Source organism: Methylobacterium sp. D54C (assembly GCF_053345595.1).
The window spans coordinates 652,971-673,319 of the sequence record NZ_JBKFAK010000001.1; the positions used below are offsets into that span (position 1 = coordinate 652,971).

16 protein-coding genes are annotated in these 20,349 nt (G+C 69.4%); 9 read left to right on the plus strand and 7 right to left on the minus strand.

Features of this window, described 5'->3' with window-relative positions; translation table 11 throughout:
* Positions 1–90: 90 nt before the first annotated feature.
* Positions 91–1,002, plus strand: coding sequence for a LysR family transcriptional regulator (locus tag ACLBYB_RS03295; protein WP_447697839.1), 912 nt, complete (start codon positions 91–93; stop codon positions 1,000–1,002).
* A 53-nt stretch (positions 1,003–1,055) separates the two neighbouring features.
* On the opposite strand, the gene ACLBYB_RS03300 is transcribed toward ACLBYB_RS03295, so the two are convergent.
* Positions 1,056–1,934, minus strand: a complete 879-nt coding sequence (locus tag ACLBYB_RS03300; RefSeq protein ID WP_447697840.1) for an SDR family oxidoreductase — start codon at positions 1,932–1,934, stop codon at positions 1,056–1,058.
* 122 nt (positions 1,935–2,056) lie between these two features.
* Here ACLBYB_RS03300 and ACLBYB_RS03305 point away from each other — a divergent pair, with 122 nt between their 5' ends.
* Positions 2,057–2,947, plus strand: coding sequence for a LysR family transcriptional regulator (locus tag ACLBYB_RS03305; RefSeq protein WP_100251007.1), 891 nt, complete (start codon positions 2,057–2,059; stop codon positions 2,945–2,947).
* Positions 2,948–2,999: 52 nt separating this feature from the next.
* Here the strand turns inward: ACLBYB_RS03305 and ACLBYB_RS03310 are convergent, their stop codons facing one another.
* Entirely contained in the window at positions 3,000–3,953 is a 954-nt protein-coding gene (locus ACLBYB_RS03310) for a LysR substrate-binding domain-containing protein (RefSeq protein ID WP_447697841.1), read from the minus strand.
* 108 nt (positions 3,954–4,061) lie between these two features.
* Here ACLBYB_RS03310 and ACLBYB_RS03315 point away from each other — a divergent pair, with 108 nt between their 5' ends.
* Positions 4,062–5,351 carry a D-serine ammonia-lyase gene (locus ACLBYB_RS03315; RefSeq protein ID WP_447697842.1) on the plus strand — a complete coding sequence of 430 codons (1,290 nt, stop codon included), beginning with the start codon at positions 4,062–4,064 and terminating at the stop codon, positions 5,349–5,351.
* A gap of 87 nt (positions 5,352–5,438) precedes the next feature.
* Here the strand turns inward: ACLBYB_RS03315 and ACLBYB_RS03320 are convergent, their stop codons facing one another.
* The 3 genes from ACLBYB_RS03320 to ACLBYB_RS03330 form a co-directional block, all read right to left on the minus strand.
* Positions 5,439–5,690 carry a PilZ domain-containing protein gene (locus ACLBYB_RS03320; RefSeq protein WP_020091601.1) on the minus strand — a complete coding sequence of 84 codons (252 nt, stop codon included), beginning with the start codon at positions 5,688–5,690 and terminating at the stop codon, positions 5,439–5,441.
* A 117-nt stretch (positions 5,691–5,807) separates the two neighbouring features.
* Positions 5,808–6,113: a hypothetical protein gene (locus ACLBYB_RS03325; protein ID WP_447697843.1), complete on the minus strand. Its 306-nt coding sequence runs from the start codon at positions 6,111–6,113 to the stop codon at positions 5,808–5,810.
* Between the two features lie 291 nt (positions 6,114–6,404).
* Positions 6,405–6,692 (minus strand): hypothetical protein, encoded by a 288-nt coding sequence (locus ACLBYB_RS03330; protein WP_100251003.1) that lies wholly within the window; start codon positions 6,690–6,692, stop codon positions 6,405–6,407.
* Between the two features lie 590 nt (positions 6,693–7,282).
* On the opposite strand from ACLBYB_RS03330, the gene ACLBYB_RS03335 reads away from it, so the two are divergent.
* The 4 genes from ACLBYB_RS03335 to ACLBYB_RS03350 all read left to right on the plus strand — a co-directional run bounded on the left by ACLBYB_RS03335 (position 7,283) and on the right by ACLBYB_RS03350 (position 14,163).
* Complete coding sequence (locus ACLBYB_RS03335) at positions 7,283–10,549, plus strand: efflux RND transporter permease subunit (protein ID WP_447697844.1); 3,267 nt, start codon at positions 7,283–7,285, stop codon at positions 10,547–10,549.
* Positions 10,549–11,934 carry an efflux RND transporter periplasmic adaptor subunit gene (locus ACLBYB_RS03340; RefSeq protein ID WP_447697845.1) on the plus strand — a complete coding sequence of 462 codons (1,386 nt, stop codon included), beginning with the start codon at positions 10,549–10,551 and terminating at the stop codon, positions 11,932–11,934. The genes ACLBYB_RS03335 and ACLBYB_RS03340 overlap by 1 nt, the downstream gene beginning before the upstream one ends.
* A gap of 176 nt (positions 11,935–12,110) precedes the next feature.
* Complete coding sequence (locus ACLBYB_RS03345) at positions 12,111–12,791, plus strand: response regulator transcription factor (RefSeq protein WP_447698137.1); 681 nt, start codon at positions 12,111–12,113, stop codon at positions 12,789–12,791.
* Positions 12,778–14,163, plus strand: a complete 1,386-nt coding sequence (locus ACLBYB_RS03350) for a sensor histidine kinase (RefSeq protein ID WP_100251000.1) — start codon at positions 12,778–12,780, stop codon at positions 14,161–14,163. The genes ACLBYB_RS03345 and ACLBYB_RS03350 overlap by 14 nt, the downstream gene beginning before the upstream one ends.
* A gap of 78 nt (positions 14,164–14,241) precedes the next feature.
* Here ACLBYB_RS03350 and ACLBYB_RS03355 read toward each other — a convergent pair whose 3' ends face one another.
* Together ACLBYB_RS03355 and ACLBYB_RS03360 are read right to left on the minus strand one after the other, a co-directional pair.
* Positions 14,242–14,535: a hypothetical protein gene (locus tag ACLBYB_RS03355; protein ID WP_020091594.1), complete on the minus strand. Its 294-nt coding sequence runs from the start codon at positions 14,533–14,535 to the stop codon at positions 14,242–14,244.
* A 562-nt stretch (positions 14,536–15,097) separates the two neighbouring features.
* Complete coding sequence (locus ACLBYB_RS03360) at positions 15,098–16,696, minus strand: porin (protein WP_165923069.1); 1,599 nt, start codon at positions 16,694–16,696, stop codon at positions 15,098–15,100.
* A gap of 754 nt (positions 16,697–17,450) precedes the next feature.
* Here ACLBYB_RS03360 and ACLBYB_RS03365 point away from each other — a divergent pair.
* Both ACLBYB_RS03365 and ACLBYB_RS03370 read left to right on the plus strand, forming a co-directional pair.
* Positions 17,451–19,223: an ethylbenzene dehydrogenase-related protein gene (locus ACLBYB_RS03365; RefSeq protein ID WP_447697846.1), complete on the plus strand. Its 1,773-nt coding sequence runs from the start codon at positions 17,451–17,453 to the stop codon at positions 19,221–19,223.
* Positions 19,224–19,237: 14 nt separating this feature from the next.
* Entirely contained in the window at positions 19,238–20,275 is a 1,038-nt protein-coding gene (locus ACLBYB_RS03370) for a 2Fe-2S iron-sulfur cluster-binding protein (protein WP_447697847.1), read from the plus strand.
* Positions 20,276–20,349: the final 74 nt, after the last annotated feature.

Here is a 20,349-nt window from a genome sequence, read left to right on the forward strand (position 1 = left end):
CACCTCACTGTTGAGGGCTTGGACGTAGTCCGGCGTGGGGATCGGGATTAGCCGTGGTATTCCGCATGCGTCTGTGAGCAGAATTCAGGAATGCGGCGCGGCACCCTCGACGATCTGGCGGCTTTCGCGGCGGTGGCGCGCCATCGCAGCTTCACGCGGGCGGCCGCGGAGATGGGGCTGTCGCCCTCCGCGCTCAGCCACACGATGCGGGCTCTGGAGGCGCGTCACGGCGTGCGCCTGCTGGCCCGCACCACCCGCAGCGTCGCGCTCACTCCGGCCGGCGAGCGGCTGCTGCGGTCGGTCGGCCCCGCGCTCGAGGACGTCGCGCGCGGGCTCGACGCGCTGGCCGAGTGGCGCGGCGCGCCGTCGGGGCGGCTGCGGCTGACGACCTTCGCGTACGCCGCGCGGGCGATCCTCGAGCCCAGACTGCCCGCCTTCCTGATCGATCACCCAGCCGTCTCGGTTGAGGTGATCGTGGACGACCCCCTGACCGACATCGTCGCCGCCGGCTTCGACGCCGGGATCCGCTTCGGCGAGACGGTCGAGCGCGACATGGTGGCGGTCCGGGTCGGACCCGACCTGCGCACGGTGGTCGTCGCGACCCCGGACTACTTCGCCCGTCACCCGCGCCCGGAGAGCCCGGCTGACCTGGAAGCGCATCGCTGCGTGAACTACCGGCTCGTCGGCGGCGGCGGGTTGCTGCCCTGGGAGTTCGCCCGCGACGGCCGCGAGATCCGGGTGCGCGCGGCCGGCCAGCTCGTCGTGAACGATGGCCGGCTCGCGGCCGCCGCGATCCGGGCCGGTGCCGGGCTCGGCTACATGCTGGAAGACGAGGCGGCCGACGACCTGGCCGCGGGACGTCTCGTCCAGGCGCTGGACGCGTGGTGTCCGTCGTTTCCCGGCTGCCACCTCTACTACCCCGACCGGCAGGTCACGCCCGCCCTGCGCAGCCTGATCGACGCGCTGCGGTGGCGGGAGGCGCCGTCGCCTCCCGGCCCGTGAGACCGTGCCCGCGTGACAGTGCCTGCGAGACCGTACCCGCGGGGCCTCCCCGCTCAGGCGCCCCGCCAGTCGCGGGCGACCTCGCCCGCGAAGTCGCGGTAGCTCCGCGGCCTGCGGCCGAGGAGCCTCGCGAAGTCCGCAACCTCGGCCTCGGCCGCCACGGCGCCGTCCTCCTGGTAGCGGCGCATCATCACCCGAAGGTCATAGGCGAGCCAGGCGGGAGCGAAGCTCCGGAGCCGCTGCTCCAGCGCGTCGAGATCGTCGCCTCCGTAGCGGACCGCGCGCCCGAGGGCCCTGGACCAGATCTCCGCCAGGGCGTCGCCCGTCAGGGCGTCCGGGCCGACGACGTCGTAGGTCTCGGCCGGAAGACGGTCGGCCGCGCGCTCGCGGCGCAGCAGCGCGTTGGCCGCCGCCTCGGCGATATCGCGCACGTCGACCATCGAGACGCCGGCCTGCCCGAGGGGCACGGCATACAGGCCGGCCCCGAGGAGCGGCTCCTTCTGGGCGAGGTCGTTCTGCATGAAGTAGGAGGGCCGCAGCACCGTGGCGGGCAGGTCGAGGGCCGCGATCATCCGCTCGACGGCGTGCTTGCCGGTGAAGTGCGGGGCATCGACGAAGGCCTCGCTCTTGAAGACCGAGAGATAGACGATGCCGCGCACGCCCGCGTCGCGGGCGAGGCTGAGCGTCGTGATCGCCTGGGTCAGCTCGTCCGGCGCGTTGGCGACGAGCAGGAACAGGGTGTCGACCCCGACCAGCGCCGCGCGCATCGCGTCGATGTCGGCGGGATCGCCGCGGACGGCCTCGACGCCGGAGGGGAATCGCGCCTTCTCGGGCGAGCGGGTCAGAGCGCGCACGGCGGCCCCCTCGGCGACGAGATGATCGATGACGGCGGAGCCGATGCGGCCCGTGGAACCGGTGACGAGGATGGTCATGGCGGATCTCCTGGATGCGGGGCGGCCCCGAGCGGGCCGCCGATGACCCGAAGATGCGCCGTTCCTTTTCTGAGCCATAGTCGGCAAAATCGGGACTGGGTGTCCCGGATCTGGAACAGCACATGGACCTCGCGGCGCTCGCCGACTTCAATCTCGTCGCCGGCCACGGCGGCTTCGGCCGCGCCGCCCGGGCGAGCGGGCGGCCGAAAGCGACGCTGTCGCGGCGCGTCGCCGAGCTCGAGGCGAGCCTCGGGACGCGGCTGATCGAGCGGGGCGAGCGCAGCCTCCGCCTGACAGAGGCGGGGGCGCTCCTCCACGCCCGGACGGGGCCGCTGCTCAGCGAGATCGCGGAGGCCGGCGCCGTCGTCGGTGGCGGCCTCGACCGACCCCGTGGGCGGCTCCGGGTGAGTGCGCCGCTGCTCCTGTCCGACACGCAGCTCGGCCGCGTCGCCGCGGACTTCACCCGCGCCTATCCCGAGGTCGAGCTGGAGATCTCCGCCGAGGACCGGTTCGTCGACCCGATCGAGGAGGGTTTCGACGTGATCATCCGGGTCAATCCGAAGCCGGACGAGCGCCTCGTCGGGCGCTGTGTCCTGCGGGACGAGCTCTGGCTGGTGGCGCCGCCCGAGGTCCCGCGTCCCGAACCGTCGGCCGCGACCGACGCGGCGACCGTGCCGGCGGCGGTGCGCTGGACGCCGCGTCAGGACGAGACGTGGCAGGTCCATGACGGCCGGACGCGCCGGTCCTACGCGCCCGTGCCGGTCCTGCGCCTGTCCTCGCTGCCGATGCTGCGCGACGCCGTGGTGGCGGGCGCCGGCGCGGCGCTGCTCCCGCGCTCGCTGGTCGGGGGCGACGTCGCGGCCGGACGCCTCGCCTGCTGGGGCTGGCTGGAGGGGCCGCCGACGGAGCTGTGGGCGCTCCACACGTCCCGGCGCTTGGTCAGTCCCAAGGTGAACGCCTTCGTCGCCCATCTGGCAGCCGCGCTGTCGACGGATCGACCCACCCGGCGGTAGATCGAGCGTTCGAACCGAGGGGCACCGAGCGCGGCGCGCGCGGGACGGTGCCCTATCCGCATTCCGCCGCGCCGTCCCGACGCGGCGCCTCGGGCGAGCCCGGCGGACCCGCCATCGTCCGGCCGAGCCAGTCCACGAAGGCGGCCGCCGGCCCCGCGGGTGGCAGGGCACGCACGAGAACGAAGTACCGGAGCCCGTTCATGACAGCTTCGTCGCAAGCCGGCACGAGGCGCCCGTCGGCGCGATAGGGCGCGACGATCAGCGATCGCCCCAGGGCGATGCCCGAGCCGCCGAGCGAGGCGCGCAGCGCCAGTTGCGCGAGGTTGAAGTAGAGATTCTGGACGCGGCCGCCCCAGGGCGCCCCGTGGACGCGTATCCAGCGATCCCACTCCTCCGAGACGCTCGCGGCCGCCTCCCACGGCGTCGCGTCGTGGAGCAGGACGACGGCCCCGCCGGGATCCGCCGCATCCCGGTAGGCCGGGGCGCAGACCGGGTAGACCGGCTCGGGATGGTCGAAGACGACCGTCGCACCGGGAGGCGGTGCCGGGCCGTAGCGGATCGCGACGTCGATACCGGACTGCGCCATGCGTCCCGGATCCAGGTCGTGGGTCTCCCCGAAGACGGCGACGTCGATGTCGGGATGCGTGTCGCTGAAGGCTTTCAGCCTTGGCGCGAGCCATTCCGAGGCCAGGGAGGGGACGCAACTGATCCGCAGCGTCGCCCGGCCCTCGCGCCGTTCCCCTCGGAGCAGGGCCTCGCCCATCCCGTCGAAGCCGCTCCGCGCCGCGGCGAACAGGTGATGACCCGCGGCAGTCAGCCGGATCTCGCGGGTGCCCCGCTCGAGTAGCGGGTAACCGAGGCGCCGCTCCAGCCGCTGGATCCGCTGCGTGACCGCGCTCTGCGTGACGGCGAGGCGGTCGCCCGCACGGGCGAAGCCGCCCGCCTCGAGCAGGACGCGGAAGAAGAACAGGTCGCCGGCCAGGCGCGCGTCGAGCCTCACGGGCATGCCCGATCATAAGCGGGCCTAATAAACCGCACCAGAGAATATAATTGGCCGCATGAGCGCCGCTCGCGCAGGGTCGGCGCGGACAAACCGGGCAGGATAGGGAGCGCCATGGCAGCCGTCGACGGGATGCAGACTCAACCGCCGGGCGACCGGATCCCGGAGGCGGTCAGGCGCGCCAGCCCCACGGTCTGGATGAACCCGGCGCTGGACGCCACCGCGTCCGTCCTGCCCGGACTCGCGACCGGCCGTGCCGACGTGGACGCGGCCGTGGCGCGCTGGCAGCGGTTCGCGCCGCTCCTGGCGCGCCTCTTCCCCGAAGAGGGCGCCGGCCGGATCGACTCGCCGCTCGTCCCGCTGGAAGAGCGCCTGTCCCGTGACGTCCTGGACGGCGCCGACGGGCGCGTGCTGGTGAAGGCCGACCACGCGCTGCCGGTGACCGGCTGCATCAAGGCGCGCGGCGGCGTCTACGAGGTCCTGGCCTATGCCGAGGACCTGGCCGCGCGGGCCGGGCTGCTCACCGAGGAGCGATCCTACGCGGCCTTCGCCGACCCGGAATTCCGCGCCCTGTTCGCCCGCCACGTGATCGCGGTCGGCAGCACCGGCAATCTCGGCTTCAGCGTCGGCCTGATGGGGCGCTCGCTCGGCTTCGCGGTCGAGGTCCACATGTCCCACGACGCCAAGGCGTGGAAGAAGCAGCGCCTGCGCGAACTCGGCGCCCGCGTCGTCGAGCATCGCGGTGATTACGGGGCGGCGGTCGCGGCGGCCCGCGGCGCGTTCGCCGGCCGCGCGGACGCCCATTTCGTCGACGACGAGGATTCCGTCGACCTGTTTCTCGGCTACGCGGCCGCGGCCCTCGACCTTCAGCGCCAGCTCGCGGAGGCCGGGATCGCAGTGGGGCCGGCGCATCCCCTGTTCGTCTATCTGCCCTGCGGCGTGGGCGGCGCGCCGGGCGGCGTCGCCTTCGGTCTGAAGCTCGTGTTCGGTGACGCCGTGCACCCGGTCTTCGTCGAGCCGGTCGCGTCCCCGTGCATGCTGGTCCAGCTCGCGGCCGGTCTCGAGCGCCCGGTCAGCGTCTACGATGTCGGCCTCGACAACCGCACCGCGGCGGACGGGTTGGCCTGCGCCTCCGCGTCGATGCTGGTGGCCCGGACGCTCGAGAAGCTGGTGGCCGCCGTGGTCACGGTGCCCGACGACGCGCTGTACCGCTGGCTCAGAGTGATGTGGACCGAGGCGGGCCTGCGCCTGGAGCCCTCGGCAGCGGCGGGCTTCGCGGCGGCCGGGCGCTTCGCCGCCACGCTGCCCGCGGCGGTCGGCGCCGCGGCCACCCACGTGATCTGGACGACCGGCGGCGCGCACCTCCCGGCCGAGGAATTCGAGGCGGCCCTCGCCCGCGGTTGAGGCGCGCTGGACGCCGGCTCCTCGATCGTGCCCGATCGCCAGGCGATCCGGGGCCGATCTGAAGCGAGCGCCAGACCCGGCCGTCGCTCACTCCATCAGGTCGGTCAGGGCCCCGATCTCGTCGGCGTTCTTCCAGACCGTCTCGCAGCCGATCACCGTGTCGGTGGCGTCGATCGTCAGCGTGAACGCGGGGGGCACCCGCTCGGTCCCGACGAGCCGGAGGCGAACACCCCACCGCGACATGTCGTGCACCACGCAGGGGATGGCGGGATGGCCGGCCACCGAGATGCATCCGCTCAGGTTGACGGAGACGCGTCGGGCGTTGCGCTGGTTGTCCATAAGTACTCCGCGCTAGAGCGCCGGAGCATAAGCGGCGACCGATCAAGGGCCGGTTTACGAACTGAACTCAATTGCGCCTAAAATTCGCGTCGAGGTGGCTAATACCGAAGTCTCGACCTACCGGTTGGGAAGCCACCGGGAGACGAAGGTCAGCGGACGCGACGGGCCGGCCCGGCCGTCGGCATCCGCACGCGCGTCCTCGTCCGGCAGCAGCGACCCGATCAGGCGGAGCAGCTTCTCCCGCTCCTCTCCGGTAAACAGCACGAGGAACGAACCGAGATCCAGTTGGACCTCCGGCGCGTCATCGCCCGGGGAGTGAGAGACGTAGGGCTGCCCGGTCTGGAGGTCGCGCATCAGGGCCCAGCGGTCGCCGCCGACGCCGACATGGAATTCGCGCGCTATCCGTGGGCCCTGTTCAATCATTGCTCATCCCGCACGCCGTCAACGTGCAATTTTCAACGGGATAGAGCGCGCAAACGCCTTGCGATATAACCTGGCTCAAGAATTCACAGGTATCGTCGACTGCAGCCCCACCGGCCCGAGCCGCCGGTGGCGGGATGTCGGCGCGGTCTCGGGCTGGAAGTTGGTGCACTTGCGGCGCAGGATCGCGGACGATCCGACACCGGACTGACATGCCCCATTTCCGCGCGGCAGAGGGCGCGTTTTCGGACCGAGACGGGCGAGCGCTCCGCTCTCGCCCGGTCGGCGCCGGCCCTAGCGATACGCGTGGGGGCGTGAGCGCTCGAAGGCGGCCGCGCAGGCCGTGTCGAAGAGCTTGCAGGGCGGCGGGGCGTCGCCCGGTTCGACGAGCATCGGCTGTCCGCGGATGTCTCCGGTGGCGTGAGCCTGCGAGTACCGTGACCGCGGGTCGAAGTAAGGATCCGAAGTGTAACTGCTCATGAAGGCGCCTCCTGCCGGCATCTCGCTCTCGGACAGCGCCACGCCGGTCTGCAGCGCCAGTGAGAGCACTGAGACCAGGATCAGCAGACATCGTCTGGTCATAGGCCCGCGCCTCCTCGCGCGCACGAGATCGGCAGCGCGGACGCCGCGCTCCGGATGTCCTGGATGTGTCCGACGAGACCGCCGCGGGCGTCAGCGGCCGGTCTCTGCGAGCAGGCCCGCCACAACGCGTGCGCGCTTCGGAACAGCCGCCCGACGGGATCACCGCGTGGCCGCGACGCACTGCCTTCAGCGACGTTGGCGGGTCAGCCCATCTCGACATTCGGAAGATGGCGCAAGCCGACCGCGCACTGCAATCAAATAGGCTTTTCAGCAGTGAAAACGGAATTGATTTGAGAAATTTTCTTTAAAATTCGATGCGCGCCCGTCCGGCCGCGGCCTAGGACGGAGACAGTGCAAGCATCGGATTCGCGACGCACTTTAGAGATCCGCTGCCGCTTTAAGTTTCTTAAACGCGCTTTATTTTGTCGTGCCGAATTCATTCGAAGAGTGTCTTTGCCAGGACTATAACTTCGGCGTGCCGGGCATTCGCCCTGCCTTCTCTTCGCACACGAGGCTTGATCGGCTCCCAGTCCACGCGGGCATCCCGCGGGAATGGGAGCCGGGTCACGGCGGGACACCCGACTGATCACATGGAACTCGTCCGGTTCGCTCTGAAGTTTCGCAAGAGCTTCTATGTTCTTGCCGTCCTCATGTTCCTCGCGGGGCTCGGCTCGATCACCGTCGCGCCCAAGGACGTGCTGCCCGCCGTCGATATCCCGGTGGTGGTGGTGGTGTGGACCTATAATGGTCTCGACGCGACCGACATGGTCCAGCGCATCACGAACTACAGCGAGTTCTCGCTGTCGAGCAACGTGAACAACATCCGCCGGATCGAGTCGACGTCGATCCAGGGCACGGTGACCGAGCGGATCTACTTCGATTCCGCGGTCAGCATCGATCTGGCGATGACCCAGGTCGACTCGGCGATGAACGCGATCCGCTCGCGCATGCCGCCGGGCGTGCAGCCCCCCGTCATCATGCGCTTCTCCGCCTCGTCGGTGCCCGTCATTCAGATGGCGCTGTCGTCCTCGAAGCTGCCGCTCACCAAGGTCTTCGACTACGCGCAGTACCGGACCCGCCGCCGGCTCGCCGAGGTGCCGGGCTCGACCCTGCCCTCCCCCTACGGCGGCGCGCCGCGTCAGGTCATGGTCGATCTCGACCCCGGCAAGCTGCGCGCGATCGGCATGACGCCGCTCGATGTCCTGAACGCGGTCCTCAAGCAGAACCTCGTCGTGCCCTCGGGCCTCGCGAAGATCGGGACGCAGCAATACACGGTGCGGCTGAACTCGAGCCCGCAGCTGGTCGATCAGCTCAACCGCATTCCGATCAAGGTCGAGAACAACCAGCCGGTCCTGCTGCGCGACGTCGCCCATGTCCGGGACGGCTCGCCCCCCCAGATCAACATCGTCCGCGCCGACGGCCACCACTCCGTCCTGTTGCAGGTCCTCAAGAATGGCGCGGCCTCGACCCTGGACGTCGTGAACGCCGTCAAGGCCGCGCTGCCGGACATCCACGCGGCCGCGCCGAAGGGCATGACCATCACGCCGCTGTTCGATCAGTCGGTCTTCGTCTCGGACGCCATCTCCGACGTGGTGCGCGAGGCGGTGATCGCGGCGGGGCTCACCGGTCTCGCCATCCTGCTGTTCCTCAACTCCTGGCGCTCGACCATCGTGGTGCTGGTCTCCATCCCGCTCTGCATCCTGACCTCCCTGTCGATCCTGGTTGCTCTGGGCCAGACCATCAACGTGATGACCCTGGGCGGCCTCGCCCTGGCCGTCGGCATCCTCGTGGACGACGCGACGGTCGCGATCGAGAACACCTACCGGATGTTCGAGGAAGGCTTCTCCTTCCGGCGCTCGGTGGTCGAGGGCGTGGCCGGCATCGCCAAGCCGGCCCTGATCTCCACGCTGGCGATCTGCTCGGCCTTCTCGGCGGTCTTCTTCCTCACGGACGCGCCCCGCTACCTCTTCGTCCCGCAGGCCGAGGCGGTGGTCTTCGCGATGCTGACCTCCTACCTCCTGTCGCGGACGCTGGTGGCGATCCTCATCGACGTCCTGGTCGCCCCGGAATACGCCCGGCATCACGGCCCGGCCGCCGAGGTCGATGGGGCGTCACCACCCCGCCGCCGCTCCGTCCTCGGCCGGATTCTCCGCGCGCCGACACGGCCCCTCGCCTGGCTGCTTCAATATCCGCTGCGCGGCGCCCTCGCCTTCCGCAACGCGTTCGAGCGCGGGTTCGCGCGCTTCCACGCGGGCTATGTCGGCCTCCTGTCCGCGGTGCTCGGCCACCCGGCCCTCGCGCTGTCCGGCGCGCTCGCCGTGTTCGCGGTGACGGCCGCGATCTTCCCCTTCGTCGGTCAGGACTACTTCCCGCAGATCGAATCCAGCCAGATGACCCTGCATATCCGCACGCGTCCGGGCGAGCGGATCGAGCAGGCGGAGAAGACCTTCGCGCAGGTCGAGGACGTCGTCCGGCAGGTCGTCCCGAAGGACGAGCTGGGGCTCATCCTGGACAACATCGGCCTCCCCGCCTCGAACTACAACTTCGCCTTCATGGATGCGTCGTTCGTCGCCTACAATGACGGGCAGATGCTCATCAACCTGAAGGGTGAGCATAAGCCGATCTCGTTCTACGAGAAGCGGCTGCGCCAGGTCCTGCACCAGGCCTTCCCCGACGACACCTTCTACTTCCAGCCGTCCGACATCATCACGCAGATCCTGAATTTCGGGACCGTCGCGCAGATCGACGTGCAGGTCTCCGGGCGGCACGATGCCGAGGACCTCGCCGTGGCGCAGGACCTCGTCCGCCGCATCGCGGCGGTCCGCGGTGCCGTCGACGTCCACCTGCACCAGATCGTCGACGCCCCGCAGATGTACGTGAACGTCGACCGCAGGCTGGCCTCCGAGATGGGCGTCAGCGAGCAGTCCATCGCGCAGAACCTGAACGTCTCGCTCTCCGGCTCCTTCCAGGTCAGCCCGAACTTCTGGGCCGATCCCAAGTCCGGCATGCCGTACCAGCTCTGGGTCCAGACGCCGGAGTGGCGCAACGCCGACATCACACAGCTGATGAACACGCCGGTCTCGGTGCACACGGACGCGGGTGACAGGCCCGGCATCCCGATCCTGCTGTCGAACATCGCCACGATGCAGCGGCAGCCGGAGCAGACCGTGATCAACCACGTCAACCAGCAGCCGACCTTCGACATCCTCGCCAACGTCCAGAACGCGGATCTCGGCAGCGTCCGAAACGCCGTGGACCGGATCGTCGCCGAGGAGCAGGTCAAGCTCCCGGCCCCGGACAAGATCCTCGTCCGCGGCCAGATCGAGAGCATGGAGAGCGCCTTCTCGCGCATCGAGCTCGGGCTCGGGATCGCGCTGGTGGCGGTCTACCTGCTGCTCGTCCTGAACTACCAGACGTGGGTCGACCCCTTCGTGGTCATCGCCGCCCTGCCGCTGGCCTTCTGCGGCATCGTGATGAGCCTGTTCATCACCAGCACGGCGTTCTCGATCCCCGCCCTGTTCGGCGCGATCATGTCGGTCGGCGTGGCGAGCGCGAACTCGATCCTGCTCGTCACCTTCGCCAAGGAGCACCGCGAGGCCACCGGCTGCTCTGCCCGCGAGGCCGCCCTGATGGCCGGCCATACCCGCCTCCGGCCGGTGCTCATGACCGCCTCCGCGATGTTCCTGGGCCTGATCCCCATGGCGATCGGGTCCGGCGAAGGCGCCGAGCAGAACGCCGCCCTCGCCCGCGCGGTGATGGGCGGGATCGGGATGGGCACCGTCTCGACCCTGCTCTTCGTCCCCCTTCTCTACACCCTGCTCCGCCGCAACCCGATCAAGCCCCTCGAGGATTATTGATGACCCGTTTCAACGACGCCCCCGGGAGCGGCGCCGAGGCTGCCGCGCGGGCGCACCAGCACGCGGTCGAGATCGACCCGCTGCGGCAGGACGGGGCCGGCGAGGCCCTCGTCCACGCGGTGCCGCCGCCGCCGCGCAAGCGCCCGTTCCTCGTGGCGTTCCTCGCGCTCGGCAGCGCCCTCGGGCTCGGCGCCTGGCACCATTGGGAGACCTACCAGGCCTCCCTGGTGACGCAGGCCGAGGCCGTGAACTTCGTTCCGACGGTCCGCACCGGGCCGGCGCAGGTGGATGACGGGCCCATGACGCTGACCCTGCCGGGCCAGACCGAGGCCTTCGACCATGCCGACATCTTCGCCCGCGCCACCGGCTACATCGCCGAGCGCCGGGTCGACATCGGGTCGCGGGTCAAGAAGGGCGACCTGCTGGTCCGGATCGCCGCGCCCGACCTCGACCAGCAGGCCCGGCAGGCCGAGGCCCAGCTCGGCCAGTTCAAGGCGCAGCTCGCCGTCGCGCAGGCGGATGTGGAGCAGGCCAAGGCCAATGTGACGCTCGCGAACGTGACCGACACCCGCACCGCGACCCTGGCCGGACAAGGCTGGGCCTCGAAGCAGAACGCCGACCAGACCCGCGCGGGGATGCTGACCGCCACCGCGACCCTCGCCGCCGCGCAGGCGAAGGTGAAGGTCGCGGAAGCCAACATCACCGCCCAGCAGGCGACCGTCAACCGGCTCCGCACGCTGACCACCTTCGAGAGCGTCGTCGCGCCGTTCGACGGCATCGTGACCGCCCGCAAGGTCGATGTCGGCGACCTCGTCCACGGCGATGCCGGCTCCGGGACGCCGCTCTTCACGGTCGACAGCACCGATGTCCTGCGGGTCGCGGTGCAGGTGCCGCAATCGGCCGCCGTGGGTATCCGCGACGGGGTGAAGGCGCGGGTCCAGGTCGCGCAGATCGCGGACCGGACCTTCGACGGCACGGTCTCGCGCAGCTCGGTGGCTCTCCAATCCTCGGTGCGGACGCTGGACACGGAGGTCGACGTCGCCAATCCCGACGGAATCCTGCGGCCGGGCCTCTACGTCGCCGTCACTTTCGCGGTGCCGCGCACGCATCCGCGGGTGATCGTGCCGTCCGAGGCGCTCATCTTCGACGCGGAGGGGACGCGCGTGGCCGTGGTCGGGGCGGACGACACCGTCCGGCTCCGGCCGATCACGATCGCGCGCGATCTCGGCACGCGCCTCGAGCTGCGCAGCGGCCTCGACAGCGGCGAGACCGTCGTCCTCAACCCGCCCGCCGGCCTTCAGGACGGCAGCCGCGTCGTCCCCCGCGGCTCCGTCGCCTCCCAGGTCCCGACAGCCAAGCTCTCCGAGCAGGCGAGCGCGGAGTGAGGCGCATGGTCCAGATCCCTCGCTCCCTTGTAAGCTTCGCCGGCGGGATGACGCAGGTCGGCCGCCGCGACCGAACCGCATTTGACTCCGGCTCCGAAGAGGATAATTCCACCTCTCCCTCCGAGCCGCAGGAGACCAGACAGGGCCGGCGAATACAAAATAAGAAGGAAAAACGAATGGCCAGCGTATTGGTAGTCGAGGACGACCGGCGGGTCGCCGCGGAGATCGGTTCGGCCCTCACGGAATACGGTTTTCAGGTCGACGAAGCCCCCAGTGGCAGCATCGGACTACGCAAGGCCCTGGACGGTAACTTTGACGTGATCGTGCTCGACCGGATGCTCCCGGAGATCGACGGCCTGTCGCTGCTGACCGAGCTGCGCGCCGCGAAGATCTCGACGCCGGTCCTGATCCTCAGCGCCCTGTCGGCCGTCAACGAGCGCGTCGACGGGCTGCGCGCCGGCGGCGACGACTACTTGGCCAAGCCGTTCGAGTTCATCGAGCTCACCGCCCGCGTCGACGCGCTGGCGCGGCGCAAGATGGCGGCCGAGGCGGTGAACGAACTCGTCGTCGGCGACCTGCGCCTCGACCTGATCGAGCGCGTCCTCCATTGCGGGAACCGGGAAATTGAGCTCCTGCCCAAGGAATTCGCGATCATCGAGTTCCTGATGCAGAACGCCGGCACGCTGGTGAGCCGGAAGATGATCTTCGAATCCGTCTGGGGCTACAGCTTCAATCACCAGTCCAGCGTCATCGACGTCCACATCGGCAAGATCCGCAAGAAGCTCGATCCCGACGGGCTGAACCCGCGGATCCACACGGTGCGCAACACGGGCTTCATCCTCCGTGCGCCTTCTTGAGGTCCGGCGCACCAGCGGCTTCCGGGTCGCGTGCCTGTTCTTCGCGACCTTCGGGACCGCCTCGCTGGCGCTCTCGGGCTTCCTCTACGTCGACACGCGCAGCTACGGCCGCAAGGCCGCGTTCGAGTGGGTCGAGTGGGAATCGAAGCACCTCCTGAACCTGTCGCCGCGCGCGCTGCGCGAGCGGATCGACGCGTCCGAGGATTTCGCCGAGGGCGGCCGCCCGCTCGTCCTGTTCGGGCCCGACCACGTGCGGCGGGCCGGCGCGCCGATCGCCTTCCCCGACAGGGCACCGATCGGGAAGCCGTTCATCCTGGCGCAGCCGCTGGATCACCGCAGCCGCACGCTCTTCAGCCAGCTCACCGAGCTTCCGAGCGGCGAGTACGTGCTGGTCAGCCGCTCGGCCCAGGATCTCCAGTCCCTCGAGAAGGCGCTGGTCGAGACCTTTGTCTGGGGCATGGCCGCCACCATCGTGATCGGCCTGATCGGTGCCGTCGTGTTCGGCGCCGGCTCGCTGCGGCAGAACGATGCGATCACCAAGGCGGTCGAGCGCATCATGCGCGGCGACCTGAGCGAGCGCCTGCCGACGCGCGGCGTCTCGGCCGACCTCGCTCACCTCACGCGCGTCGTGAACGACATGCTCGACCAGCTCGAGCGGCTGATGCTGGAGATCAAGGGCGTCAACGAGAACATCGCCCACGACCTGCGCACCCCGCTGACCCGGGTGGTCGGCACGCTGGAGCGGTCGCTGCGCAAAGCCGACAGCGTCGCGGCCTTCCGCGCCTTCAACGAGGACGTCCTGGCCGAGGTCAAGAGCATCGTCGTCCGGTTCTCGGCCCTGCTGCGCATCTCCGAGATGGAGGACCGCCTGCGCCGATCGGGCTTCACCCAAGTCGATCTCGGCCGGCTGCTCGAGGATGCGGTGGAGTACTACGAGCCCCTGGCGATCGAGCGCGACATCCGACTTCTCTGGGAGCGGCCGGACGGCCCGTGCGCGATCGAGGGCGACCGCAGCCTGATCTTCGAGGCGGTGAGCAACCTGATCGACAACGCCCTGAAGTTCACGCCGGCCGGCGGGCAGGTGACGGTCGCGCTGCTCCGGAATCCGACGGGGATCCAGGTCACCGATACGGGCTGCGGCATCCCCGCGGAGGAGCTGAGCGCCGTGCGCGCCCGGTACCGCCGCGGCGCGCTGAAGACCGACAAGAGCGGCTTCGGGATCGGCCTGAGCCTCGTCGATTCCATCGCGCGGCTGCACAGCGCCACCTTCGACATCGTCTCCGACGGGAGCGGCTGCCGCGTGACCCTCAGCTGGACCCACAGCGTCGCGGGGCACCCGTCGATCGACCTCCTGCCGGCCGCATCCCTCTGACGCCGTCGTCACGCCGTCGCGCCCGGCCGGTCCCGCATCGCGGGGCGTGCCGGGCGCGGGGCCGAACCGGGTGGGCGCTCAGTAGGCGGGCTGGCCGCGGCGGCGCTCGCGGCTGTTGAGATGGCTCCACTGGCGATTGGCCGGGACGGTCTCGACCGCGCTGGGCCGCTGGATCGCGGCGCTGTAGCCGGTCGCTCCCTCCCACATGCCGCCCGCCTTGTCGTTGCCCTCGGAGGCGGACCACGCGTCGAGGCCGCTGCCGTTGGTCCGGACGATGAGGCTGGGATCGATGGTCGCGCCACCGTCCTGAGCGAGAGCAGGTCCCGCAATCAGCATCGCGCCCATCGAGCAGGCGAGGACGATGTTCTTCATGATGATCTCCCGTTACACAAGCTGTCGCTCACCGGCGACGTGGTAGTAAGATGCTGCAATACGCATTTAAACTCTATATTTTATTGCGGAATAATTCTTTCGCTCTTTGGGCAGGCTTCAATCTTGAAACGATTTTTGAATTTCTCGTGGTGGCTGACCTCAGGTCCGCCACATCCCGGTCACCGGGATCGGGGCTTGTGTCGCCCGGGCCTGGCGGACAATCCTGCCCGGCTTGCGCCGGCAGGGCGCACGAAAAAGCCGACCGGTTGCCCGGTCGGCGAAGTCGTATGGGTCTGAAGCTCTGGGTCAGACCGGCCCTGCCCTGGTACCCGGGCCAGCCGCTCTGAAACCATAGCATCCGCTCGGTCGGCGGCGAAGCAAGCCGCTGAAGAGCTGACTCTCTTGTAGATGATTTTGCGACAATCGCAAGCAAAAGATCTTTTATTTGTTGAATATGGCCCAATTTACGAGATAACTTACTTGGCGCGCCAAATAGAGAAGCCCGGCCTTGCGGCCGGGCTCGAGACTGGACGTTGCGCCCGCGAAGGCGCGTCGGATCGGTTCAGAAATCCCGCTGCACGCGGAACCGGAATTGGGCCGCATCCTGCGAATTGACGTAGCGCAGCGCGTTCTTCGAGATGTCCGGCGTGACGCCGCTGTTGAGCGCCGTGCGGATGTACTCGCCCTCGACGCCAATATCGAGATCCTTCACGGGGGTCCAGATCAGGCTGGCGCCGGTGATCATCTGGTTGTTGCCCCGCAGGATGGGACTCGTGGCGAAGGCCAGGGCATTCGACGCACTGGCGCCAGCCGGGGCGAAGCCGAAGCCGAGGAGGCCCAGAGCGTTGCGCCCCTTGGAGTTGTAGTCGATCTGCGCGTAGCTGCCGAAGAAGGCCGAGCGCCAGGCGGGCGACCAGTAATGGAGCAGGGAGGCGACAGCGGAGAACGAGGTCGACAGTTCGAGGCGGCCGGTCGCGGGATTCAGCACCGCGTCCGCGTAGTATTGCGCGAACGAGCCGCCGCCGACCGGCGCCGCGCCGAGGGCGTCGTACGGAGCCGTGTAGTTGGAGATGCCCGTATAGGCGATGGCACCCTGCCCGTAGGCGCCCTGGAGGTAGAGCGTGTCGCCCGTCGCGATGAACGGCAGGTTGACCTTCAGGCCGCCCTGGACCGCCCAGCCGTAGGCGTTCGAGGCGCGTCCCGTCGGCGAGATGCCCAGGCCGGTCGTGGCGGTGGTGATGCCCGCGACCGTGCTGCCGGCATCGCCGGCATTGATCTCGTGGACGGCGGCCGAGAGCTGCGCCGAGCCCCAGGCCTGGTCGATGCGGGCCGCGCCGACGAAGTCCGGCATGCGGCTCTTCTGGGTGACATCGACGAAGGCGACATTGCCGGGACCGACGACGATCGGCGCCAGCCAGGTCGAGGGGGTGAACGGGTTGAAGGCGTTGCTGTAGCCCGCGAAGCCGCCACCGGCCGTGAAGGCCCCGACTGCCGAGCCGGTGCCGAAGATCGGGAAGCGCCGGTAGGTCGGATCTTCCATCGAGGCGGTCAGCGTGATGCCGTTCCCGAGGATCGCCGAGTAGGCGAGCAGGTTCGTGCTGAACGTATCGGAGCCGGCCGTGCCGCCGATCAGCTCGAAGTCGTGCGCGTAGAAGTCGAAGAAGGAAGACGCGCGGCCCGCGGTGAGCCCGGCGAACTGAATGAAGGCCTTATCGGCGTTGACGTAGGTCTGCGTGCGCCCGAAGGCGTCGGCGCCGAGGCCCGCGATGGCCAAGCTCTCGCGCTGCCGAGATCCCGAGGTCAGGAACGGGCCGCTGCGGTTGGCGACATCGATGCGCAGGAAGGCGCGCAGGGTTCCGTAATCGGTCTGGGTCCGCGAATCGAGGTTCAGACGCATCAGGCCGAGATAGCCGGTGAGGTCGCCGCCGCCGCCCGTGCGAACCTTGCTGGTCTGATACAGGAAGTCATACCGCGCCCGTCCGGACAGACGAATGCAGGTATCGGTCCCGGGGATGTAGAAGAAGCCGGCGCCGTAGGCGTTGCAAACGCGTACGAACTCGACCGGCGCAGCCTTGAACGTCGGGAGATCGGCAGCGTACGCACCGCCGATCGGGATCATCAGGGCCGAGGAGCCCAGTAACAGCGCCTTGATTCTGGTCATCATATCCCCGCATCCGACGCCGTGGTCGTGCCACTGCCAGCGTCAACCCAATGATCCGCGTTCACGCACGTGTACGGGTCCCGACACGGTGCGGCGTCGCAGTATTTTTCGAGAATTGGCCGCTCTATCGCTCGGCAGCTTGACCGTATCCGTCAAGATTTGATTTTACAAATAAATTGCGATTGCGTTTTTCAACCGGAATTGACTTCCTGAAATTTGTTTTTGTATCCAAATTGATCACGGAAATGGGAGTGCGCGGGCGAGGCGAGCTGCGGATCGCGGCCGCGTCGGCTCAGCGAGGCTGGTTGATGGCGCGGTCCATCGCGTGGACTCCGCCGACCGAGACCTCGAGTTCTGCGCCGTGGATGTCGCTAGCAGCGATGAAGAGGCATCTGCCGCCCTATCAGGCCTGCTCCCCGAGATCCGGCGACAGATCCCGTGCCGTCGCTAGGAGATCCTGTCTCCGAGCATTCCTGACTGAGCGCTCCGTCGTGACAGGTGCTTGAGGTGCCGCTCTGAGGCCGTGCCCTATCGGCCGCGTCCGCCTCTCGTCGACGCGCGACCCGAACCGGTTTGCGCCGCGGCGGGGCGGAGCCACGGCATGGCCTGCTGATCGACCGGGCCGAGACCGCCGTTAAGCATATCTTTCAAGAGTTATAGATTGCAAAGCTCGGCTATATCCAACGGCCGGCATCATGATTTACAAAGTTCTAACGTAGCGCGTCCAATTTGCGGCGACGGTGCGGAGGATCGAATGTCGGAACCGCTGACCCTCGCGCCGCATCCGCCCGGCGGAGCCGAGACCGCCCCCGGGTGGCGCAGTACAGCCGCCGCGCAGGTCGACCGGCATCCCCGCTCCGATGTCGGGACGATCGTGATCCACTGGGTGGTCGCCATCGCCATGGTGGCGAGCCTGCTCACGGGCCTGCGCATCTCGGCCGACGCGCCCGTGGCGCGGACCGCGAAGTTCCTGGCGCCCCTGCTTCCGCAAGGTGAAGTCTGGACCGTCCACTTCGTGGCCGGCCTGACCCTATTCTTCGGAATCACCGCCTATCTGGTCTACCTCGTGCGCGGGCGTCTCACGGATCGCAACGGCCTGTCGCGGCTCCGCGCCCTCCGTGTCAGCGGGCGAAGCAAGGCCGCCCGGAAGGCACGGTGGGGCGGCATCAACGTCGCGCTGCACTGGCTGATCTACGCCGTCACGCTCGTCCTGACAGGCACCGGGGTCGCGCTCTACCTCGGCTATGGCGGCTGGGTGGTCTGGCTGCACGCCACCTGCGCGCTGGTCGCCCTGGCCTACATCGCGGTCCATACCCTCGCGCACTTCATGTACGGCGGCCTGTGGCAGCTCCTGCGGTTGTTCCGCCCGGCGGCCCTGGCGGACGGTGCGGCGCGGCGGCGACGCCCACTTCTGGCCGCCGCCATCATCGGCCTCCCCGTCGTCGGCGGCCTCGCCTTCGCGGACGTGAAGGGCCGGTCCACGCTGGTGATCGACAAGGTGTCGGCCGGGCCCGACCTGTCGAAGCTCCTCGAAGACCCGGTCTGGCGCACCGCGCGCCCGGTCTCGGTCCGGACGATGCAGGGGGCCAATTTCGGCGGGACCGGTGAGACCACCGTCGAGATCCGCGCCGTGCGCGACGCGACGAATGTGTATTTCGCCTTCCGCTGGTGGGACCCGTCGCGCTCGCTGAAGCGCGTCCCGATGATCAAGAAGGCGGACGGCTGGCACCTCCTCGACGCGGACGCGGCGCGCGCGGACGTGACCGCCTACTACGAGGACAAGCTGGCGGTGATCTTCTCGCGGTCCGACGCGTTCGGCAGCGGCGGGTCGACCCATCTCGGCGCCCGGCCGCTGCCCGACGCCCCCGCCCCGCTCAACGGCCGCGGCTACCACTACACCACCGACGGCAGCTACATCGATATGTGGCAGTGGAAGGCGGCCCGCGGCGGCATGCTCGGCGTCGTCGAGGACATGCATATCGGCCCGCCCACAGACCCCACCGACGCCGAGCGGGCCGTGAAGGGCCGCTACCAGGCCGGCTACTGGGGCGATCCCGGCACCAGCGCGTACCGCTACAACTTCAAGTTCGAGGGGCCCGGCGGCTACGCGGGCGCGGTCGAGCCGCTGCGGCTTCCCAAGGACTGGCAGGCGACGGTGGCCAAGCTCGGCACCGTGGATCTGGACTTCGATGCCAGCACGTCGCCGGGCTCGGCGTGGTGGATGGTCGAGAAGACCGAGACGGTGCCGTACTCGGCTGCCGCCGACGCGGAGATCCCGGTCGGCACCGTGATGCCGGGCGTGCTCATGACCGACGGCTACACGGGGGACCGCGCCGGGATCTCGGCGGCCGCCGACTGGGCCGACGACCACTGGACCCTCGTCGCCGCGCGCAAGATCGCGACCGGCAGCAAGTACGACGTCGATTTCCTGCCCGGCAACACCTTCTACCTGTACGTCTCGGCCTTCGATCACACGCAGACGCGGCACACGCGGCACATGCGGCCGGTCGAAGTCCTTCTGCGCTGAGCCGGGAGCGCGCCGTGGCCGATCGCGTCAGCCTCGTCATCAACGGAAGGCGGGTCAGCGCCAGCGCCGGCCAGACCCTGCTCGACGCGGGTCTGGCGGCCGGCCAGGCGATCCCGCACGACTGCGCCACCGGGCAGTGCGACACCTGCCGCGTCCGGATCCATGCGGGCGCGGTCGACGATGCGGGGACGCGCATCGGCGAGACCGTGCAGGCCTGCCGGGCCCGCCTGACCACCGACGCGGTCATCGAGTTCGACGAGGTTCCGGAAACCGTCCGGCGGGCCGGCATCGTGGACCGCGTCGTCGATCTCACCGCCGAGATCGTCGAGGTGACGGTCGCGCTGCGCAAGCGGCTGACCTACCTGCCCGGCCAGTATGTCCGGGTCTCCTTCGCCGGGCTGCCCGCGCGGGACTACAGCCCGACCCTGCGCGCGGACGGATCGGGCGAACTGAACGAGTTGATCTTCCAGATCCGCCGCCAGCCCGACGGCGCGGTCTCGCCGCTGCTCGGCGGCAGGATCGGACCGGGAACCGCGGTGAAGGTCGAGGGCCCGTTCGGGACCGCCTTCCACCGGCTCGGGCGCGGCCGTCTCGTGATCGTCTCATCGGGCGTCGGCTGGGCGCCCGCCTGGGCGGTCGCCCGCGCGAGCCGGATGCGTGAGCCGGAGCGCGACCTGCTCGTCGTGGCCGGCGCGCGGCACCCGCAGAACCTCTACATGCGCCCGGCGCTCGACTGGCTGCGCGAGCGGGGGGCGACGACGGTCCTGACCTGCAGCGGCGGCAACCCGCCTCCGGATGCCCGGCCCGGGCGGCCGACGCTCCACATGCCGATGCTCACGCGCGACGACACCGTCCTCGCGGCCGGCGCCCCCGAGATGGTCGCGGCTGTCCAGTTCCTCGCCGCGGCGACCGGGGCGACCTGCTACGCCGATCCATTCTACGCGGCCGCGCGCGGCGCCGACGGGAAACCGCCGTCTGACACGAACTTCCTACAGCGCTTCCTCCAGCGCGTCGCGGGTCATCGGACCGCTAAAACGGAGCCTGTCGCCTAGCAGATCGTCAACCACACCTTCGGTGTACGGTATCCGGTGACCTCGGGTTAAGCACTCGAGGCGCATTCTCGGGT

Excerpts from the sequence above, each read along its gene's own strand:
- ACLBYB_RS03295 (WP_447697839.1), top strand. The coding sequence starts at position 91 with ATGCGGCGCGGCACCCTCGACGATCTGGCGGCTTTCGCGGCGGTGGCG.
- ACLBYB_RS03300 (WP_447697840.1), bottom strand. The coding sequence starts at position 1,934 with ATGACCATCCTCGTCACCGGTTCCACGGGCCGCATCGGCTCCGCCGTC.
- ACLBYB_RS03305 (WP_100251007.1), top strand. The coding sequence starts at position 2,057 with ATGGACCTCGCGGCGCTCGCCGACTTCAATCTCGTCGCCGGCCACGGC.
- ACLBYB_RS03310 (WP_447697841.1), bottom strand. The coding sequence starts at position 3,953 with ATGCCCGTGAGGCTCGACGCGCGCCTGGCCGGCGACCTGTTCTTCTTC.
- ACLBYB_RS03315 (WP_447697842.1), top strand. The coding sequence starts at position 4,062 with ATGGCAGCCGTCGACGGGATGCAGACTCAACCGCCGGGCGACCGGATC.
- ACLBYB_RS03320 (WP_020091601.1), bottom strand. The coding sequence starts at position 5,690 with ATGGACAACCAGCGCAACGCCCGACGCGTCTCCGTCAACCTGAGCGGA.
- ACLBYB_RS03325 (WP_447697843.1), bottom strand. The coding sequence starts at position 6,113 with ATGATTGAACAGGGCCCACGGATAGCGCGCGAATTCCATGTCGGCGTC.
- ACLBYB_RS03330 (WP_100251003.1), bottom strand. The coding sequence starts at position 6,692 with ATGACCAGACGATGTCTGCTGATCCTGGTCTCAGTGCTCTCACTGGCG.
- ACLBYB_RS03335 (WP_447697844.1), top strand. The coding sequence starts at position 7,283 with ATGGAACTCGTCCGGTTCGCTCTGAAGTTTCGCAAGAGCTTCTATGTT.
- ACLBYB_RS03340 (WP_447697845.1), top strand. The coding sequence starts at position 10,549 with ATGACCCGTTTCAACGACGCCCCCGGGAGCGGCGCCGAGGCTGCCGCG.
- ACLBYB_RS03345 (WP_447698137.1), top strand. The coding sequence starts at position 12,111 with ATGGCCAGCGTATTGGTAGTCGAGGACGACCGGCGGGTCGCCGCGGAG.
- ACLBYB_RS03355 (WP_020091594.1), bottom strand. The coding sequence starts at position 14,535 with ATGAAGAACATCGTCCTCGCCTGCTCGATGGGCGCGATGCTGATTGCG.
- ACLBYB_RS03360 (WP_165923069.1), bottom strand. The coding sequence starts at position 16,696 with ATGACCAGAATCAAGGCGCTGTTACTGGGCTCCTCGGCCCTGATGATC.
- ACLBYB_RS03365 (WP_447697846.1), top strand. The coding sequence starts at position 17,451 with ATGTCGGAACCGCTGACCCTCGCGCCGCATCCGCCCGGCGGAGCCGAG.